Raw genomic sequence first — 6,000 nt, 5'->3', positions numbered from 1 at the left:
TCCCGGCACGCCCGCGGAAAGCGAAGCGCCTGGAGCGGAAATCAACAGACATATTTAAAAGAGCCATACATAAAAAAGGGGCTGCCCCTAAAAGTTACACTTTTGGGACAGCCTCTTTTATTTTAATTATTTAAATCACACTTCTCCAAAGGAATTACCTTTGTTTTCTTTGTGAATTTATAGCCTAACCAAAGGATAAGGAATAATGGCAGACCGATATAGGATACTAATACACCGTTCCAATCAATATGGTCGCCCATAAATGCTGAATAGTTTTGCCCAATTACGACAATGGCGCAAACAACAAAAGCAAAGATTGGGCCAAATGGGAACAACTTTGATTTATATGGCAATAAGTTTAAGTCTTTGCCTTGTGCCACATAAGCTCTGCGGAAGCGATAATGACAAATCGCAATTCCTAACCACGCGATAAAGCCGGACATACCTGAAGCATTTAAAAGCCATACATAAACTGTACCATCGCCAAAAAGGGATGCCAGAAAAGCAAGTGTTCCGACTAATGCTGTTACAATTAAAGCATTAACTGGCACACCATTTTTGTTCAATTTACCAAGAAATTTTGGTGCTTTTCCTTGACGTGCCAAATCCCAAAGCATCCGAGTCGATGCATACATTCCTGAATTACCTGCTGATAAAACAGCTGTTAAAATGACTGCATTCATGACAGAAGCAGCAAATGCGATTCCGGCTTTTTGGAAAACAAGCGTAAATGGACTTACAGCAACGTCTCCATTAGCAAGGTTTTCATTTGTATAAGGAATAATAAGACCGATAACAAGAATAGCTAACACATAGAATAAAAGAATTCGCCAAAAAACTTGCTTTACTGCACGTGGGATTGATTTTTCTGGGTTGTCTGTTTCACCTGCTGCAACACCTAAAAGTTCAGTTCCTTGGAAGGAAAATCCAGCTGCCATAAAGATTCCCAGCATGGCCATGAATCCGCCATGGAATGGTGCATCTCCAACTGTAAAGTTTTTAAGGCCAATTGCTTCATTTCCCATAATTCCAAAAATCATTAACGTACCAGCAATGATAAAGATCACAACAGTTACAACTTTAATTAATGAGAACCAATATTCCGCCTCGCCAAATCCCTTAACAGAAAGATAATTTAACAAGAACATGATAACTAAAAAGATGCTGCTCCATAAAAGTGAAGGAGAATCTGGAAACCAAAATTTCATAATCATTGTTACTGCAGAAAGTTCTGCTGCAATCGTAATGGCCCAGTTGTACCAATAGTTCCAGCCTAGGGCAAAACCAAGGGATGGATCCACGAATTTCGTAGCATAGGTACTAAAGCTTCCTGCTACCGGCATGTAGGCACCCATTTCAGCTAAACTTTGCATTAAGAAATAAACCATAATGCCAATGACAAGATATGAAAGAATCGCTCCACCAGGTCCCGCACTATGGATAGCTCCGCCGCTGGCAAGAAATAATCCGGTCCCGATAGTTCCGCCAAGAGATATCATCGTAAGATGGCGGGACTTTAAGCTCCGTCTTAATTCATTTTTATCATTTTTTGGACCCGTGGGCCTATTGTAAATTTCGTCTTTTCTTACCTGAGCTGTTTGCATGTTTATGACTCCTTTTAAAATTTTTTTATTGGAAGGAGTTTGGAATAAAAAATGCCCTCGAAGCAGATTCGATGGCATTTGTATATACCCCGCATCATACCTTCCGAAAGATAGCTCAACACGTAAAGCTGGTAAGGCTAAACGTGACAGTTCTGTTCCTGTTCGGAGACAGCCCCAGCATATTTCTCCAGAGAGAAAAACACACTTCGGCAGCTTTTCCTTTCAAACGGAGTCAAAAACATCTCTGCGTCTCGTCCATTTTACTGATAAAAACCGCGACCTCTACCTCATCGGTTTTGATGAGGATTTAATATTAAAAATGATATATTACTAGAGTATATATGTTTTAATAAATTTGTCAATATTATATATTGGAAACGAGGGATTAGGGGTTTTTGCTAGGTGAATATTAATGTAATATGCCTTTATAATTATTCAACTTATTCTTAGGGTGCTATTTTCCAGATAATTAATTGTTTTTTAAATATATTAATTAGTTTACATCCTAGCTATGAATCGTTATCATTTTTTTAAATAAATAGTGGAAAGACAGGAGAAATATTCATGCAGATTGTTGGAATTATTATCGGCTCTTTTATAATTGTAGCTGCATTCAATCTTTTCCTCATCCCTCACGAAGTTTTAAGTAGCGGGATGAGCGGAATTTCGATGATAATAGGAATGATTACCCCCATAAACACAGGGGTGGCTAATCTTTTGTTGAACCTTCCCCTATTAATCATTGGCTATAAAATGCTGGGAAAAAGATTTATCTTTAATTCAATCTTTTCAGTGTTCGTTATTTCTTTAGGACTTTTTTTAGTACCAGTATTTCCAGTCGCGAAAGATACCATCCTCTCATCAATATTTGGCGGAGCTTTGACCGGTCTGGGGGTTGGAATCGTATTTCGAAGCTCGGGTTCAACGGGTGGATTTGATATCATCGGAATGATTGTTTCCCGGAAGAAAGACTTCCCAATCGGGGTGCTCCTCTCCGGAATGAACGCGGTTGTCATTGTAATTAGCGGATTTTTATTCAATTGGGATGCGGCCCTCAATACGTTGGTTTCGATTTTTGTTACAGGCAAAGTGGTTGACGCTATCTATACGGACCATGTCAAATTAACTTTAATGATCATAACAGAAAAGGGCGAAGAAATGAGAAATCATTTGGTGGCCAACTTATACCGTGGACTCACCATTATGGATGGGGTTGGAGGATATACAAATGGCAGCCGAAAGATTTTAATATCGGTCATTTCAAGATATGAGTTAAACGAGGTTAAATCTTTAATTTCTGAAGTTGATCCGACAGCTTTTGTAAATATTACAGAAACGATAGAAGTAATGGGGTTGTTTCATCGGCCAAGCCCGCAATAATGTTTTTAAAAATAGAGGCCGTCTCAATACCGTGGGAGTTTAGTTCCCTTTATGAGACGGCCTCTATTTTGTATTTTTAATTGTTTATATATTTTTCAAAAACAAAGCCAAAATCTTTGACACAATATTGTTTTTTACTTTCCTCGAGCCACTGGAATGCTGCCTGATTTAACATTTTAAATTGAACAACCAAATTGTTGTCCGAAGTGGAGACGCGCCCTAATGTTGTGGAAGCGACATCGAGGCTTTGCTTGGCAAACTGAAGGGAAATTTCATTTTCATGGGTAATCTCGGAAATTTTTATAAGTGCCTTGTATAAATCTTTGACTTCCTCGATATGCTTTTTATGAATGTCAATGGAGAAAGGCTGAGACCCGATTTTGAATTTGATTTCCACGTCTAGGTCGACTGTACCAGCCGTTTCCAACATTACATCTGATATTTTATTTGTGGCATAGCTGTACCGATGAAGCATCCGCTTTTTGCTTGTAGCACTAGTACCATCAAGATGGATGAGAGCATTGTTTGTAAAGCAATACTCATCAGATTTTGATTTAATTAAGAAATAAATCTTTTCATTATCCTCATGCATCACGTAATCATCGGCATCCACCTTATCATAATCGGAAGGCTTAATCACCGACCCTACATCACTTAATCCCAACAAATCTGAAGCCACTTTTCCAAACATTGTGTCAACCTCTCTCTACTTATAATATTTGCCATTCTTATGTACGAATAGGAGGCACTGAGGTTTCGTAATTTGAATGACAATTTTAAATTTATTTCCAACATTTTGAGAGTATGTATTTTATTTTAAGGGAAAATCAATATTAACAAATTATTCAGAAATCTGTTATACTTTGGAGTGTTAAAATTTTCAAAGCTGACAAAATTTAAAGGGGAATACAATGCGTCCTATCGTCTTAGGCATCTTTGCCGCTTTCTTTTTTGCATTTACATTTATTTTAAACAGGGCAATGGACCTTGCTGGTGGCAGCTGGGTTTGGAGTGCATCACTAAGATATTTCTTTATGATTCCATTTCTATTGCTTATTGTAATGGGGAGGAAAAATCTTAAGCCGCTCTTGAAAGAGCTGAAAACGGCACCAGGAAAATGGGTTTTGTGGAGTGGTATTGGCTTCGGTTTGTTTTATGCACCGCTTTGTTTTTCTGCTTCCTATGCCCCCGGTTGGCTAATTGCTGCAACATGGCAAATAACCATTATTTCCGGTTCCCTTTTAGCTCCGCTTTTTTATGAAAAGGTCATGACCATAAATGGCCCAATAATAGTGAGAGGGAAAATTCCCTTTAAAGGACTGGCAATGTCATTAATCATTCTGCTGGGAATCGTTTTAATGCAGCTTGAGCAGGCCGGTACTCTTTCAGTGAAAGCAATCGTATTAGGAGTAATGCCTGTTATAATTGCTTCTTTTGCTTACCCGCTTGGAAATCGTAAAATGATGGATCTTTGCGGTGGAAGACTTGATGTTTTCCAGCGTGTTCTTGGAATGACTTTGGCAAGCATGCCTTTTTGGCTGATTTTGTCCATATATGGCCTAGTTACAGTGGGACCACCAAGTATAGGGCAAACATTTCAATCCGGGTTAGTGGCTATTTCTTCCGGGGTAATAGCTACCATCCTGTTTTTTCAGGCTACTGACTTGGTAAGAGGAAATATGCAAAAGCTAGCCGCTGTAGAAGCAACACAGGCAATGGAAGTTTTATTTGCTCTAATTGGGGAAGTATGGCTCCTAAATACCCCTTTGCCAAATGCCGTTTCTTGGCTGGGAATGCTGCTTGTAATGGGTGGTATGGTTCTTCACAGCTATGCAACTCATAAAAAGGCACCGCTCAGTGCCAGCAAGGAAAGTGCTTAGCATTTAAAAAAGAGGCTATAGGGACAGCCTCTTTTTCGTTATCCATTTAAGTATGGCTCGAGTTTGTCTATTAATCCTTGCATTAAAGCTGCATTTTCCTTATACATGTCTTTAGATTTTTCGCAATCTGTTGATAATGAGAAAATTTCCAAATCCGCCTGAGCCTTTTTTAGACTGGCCATTAATAGAGGCCGCTGAGTTGGGGCGGGTACCTGAATTTTATCATCATAAAGATCAACCGTAATCTCACCAAAAGAATCTACTTGACCAAGAAAAACATTGTCAAGGGTAACTTCAAGCTTTTCTAATTCTGTGTACAACCAGGCTCTGTTTTTTCCCGCGGCACGCAAACCTTCTTCGATGATATTGCCATCCATAATAATCGTATTTGGTTCCTTCTCATTTGCCATTTTCATTTGTAAATCTTTAGGGGTTAATGGCCGATTTTCCCTTTTTAATAGAGCTGTTAGTTTTCCACGTGGCTCTAGGATTGCAAACTCCACATCTGCCACTTTAAAAATATTTTTTTCTCGAAGAAGAGTGGAAATCTCGTCGATGGTAAACCTTTCCTTTTTTAAATTATCCTCAAGTATTTTTCCATCTTTAATAATTACTGTTCCTTTGCCTTCTGCGAAATCACGAAAATATTTACTCTTTAAGGATAAGTAGTCCACTAAAATTGCCACAATTCCAAATAAAATAATGGCCGCGGCCCCGTGCAAATAATTCTTTTCCAGCCCTGTAATGGCTTCGCCCGCGATACTTCCAATGGTGATTCCAGAAACATATTCAAAAAAGGTAAGCTGGGATATTTGCTTCTTTCCAACCAATTTTGTGGTTAGGAATAAGAGTCCAATAAAAAGAAAAGAGCGGAGGATAATTTCAACAAATCCGTTCACTTCAGTTCACCCCAAATCATGAGCCCTTATATTGCGGTTCTAGTCTTTCAAGTTCTAAAACACGATATTGAAGATCTTTTTTTATTTTTCCTATCGTAAACATTGATTCATGAAATGCTTCTTTCGCGCTTTGATCCAAAGAATTTAACGCCAATGATGATAGCTGCGATTCAATCCCTTTTAGGGAGGCAAGACATTGTTTAACATTTGATGCAACTGTCATATTTTGCTCCTCCT

General features: G+C 38.6%; 6 protein-coding genes and 1 riboswitch. Of the genes, 2 read left to right on the top strand and 4 right to left on the bottom strand.

Annotation, left to right across the window (positions count from 1 at the left end; translation table 11 throughout):
- Positions 1-122 precede the first annotated feature (122 nt).
- On the bottom strand, positions 123-1,604 hold the full coding sequence (locus ACNQGS_RS26560) for an amino acid permease (protein ID WP_491490009.1): 1,482 nt from the start codon (positions 1,602-1,604) through the stop codon (positions 123-125).
- Positions 1,605-1,707: 103 nt separating this feature from the next.
- Positions 1,708-1,897, bottom strand: a riboswitch (Lysine riboswitch).
- A gap of 271 nt (positions 1,898-2,168) precedes the next feature.
- Between ACNQGS_RS26560 and ACNQGS_RS26555 the strand changes: the two genes are divergently transcribed.
- Entirely contained in the window at positions 2,169-2,984 is an 816-nt protein-coding gene (locus ACNQGS_RS26555) for a YitT family protein (RefSeq protein ID WP_491490008.1), read from the top strand.
- A gap of 76 nt (positions 2,985-3,060) precedes the next feature.
- Here the strand turns inward: ACNQGS_RS26555 and ACNQGS_RS26550 are convergent, their stop codons facing one another.
- The gene (locus tag ACNQGS_RS26550; RefSeq protein WP_491490007.1) at positions 3,061-3,675 is read right to left on the bottom strand and encodes a PH domain-containing protein; all 615 of its coding nucleotides are present in this window, start codon (positions 3,673-3,675) and stop codon (positions 3,061-3,063) included.
- A gap of 220 nt (positions 3,676-3,895) precedes the next feature.
- Here ACNQGS_RS26550 and ACNQGS_RS26545 point away from each other — a divergent pair, with 220 nt between their 5' ends.
- Positions 3,896-4,864, top strand: a complete 969-nt coding sequence (locus ACNQGS_RS26545; protein ID WP_491490006.1) for a DMT family transporter — start codon at positions 3,896-3,898, stop codon at positions 4,862-4,864.
- A gap of 38 nt (positions 4,865-4,902) precedes the next feature.
- On the opposite strand, the gene ACNQGS_RS26540 is transcribed toward ACNQGS_RS26545, so the two are convergent.
- Positions 4,903-5,763 carry a DUF421 domain-containing protein gene (locus tag ACNQGS_RS26540; RefSeq protein ID WP_491490005.1) on the bottom strand — a complete coding sequence of 287 codons (861 nt, stop codon included), beginning with the start codon at positions 5,761-5,763 and terminating at the stop codon, positions 4,903-4,905.
- A 16-nt stretch (positions 5,764-5,779) separates the two neighbouring features.
- Entirely contained in the window at positions 5,780-5,986 is a 207-nt protein-coding gene (locus ACNQGS_RS26535) for a DUF1657 domain-containing protein (protein ID WP_491490004.1), read from the bottom strand.
- Positions 5,987-6,000: the final 14 nt, after the last annotated feature.

Source organism: Neobacillus sp. PVCKKU3 (assembly GCF_058323225.1).
This window is presented reverse-complemented; position numbering and strand designations above follow the sequence as displayed.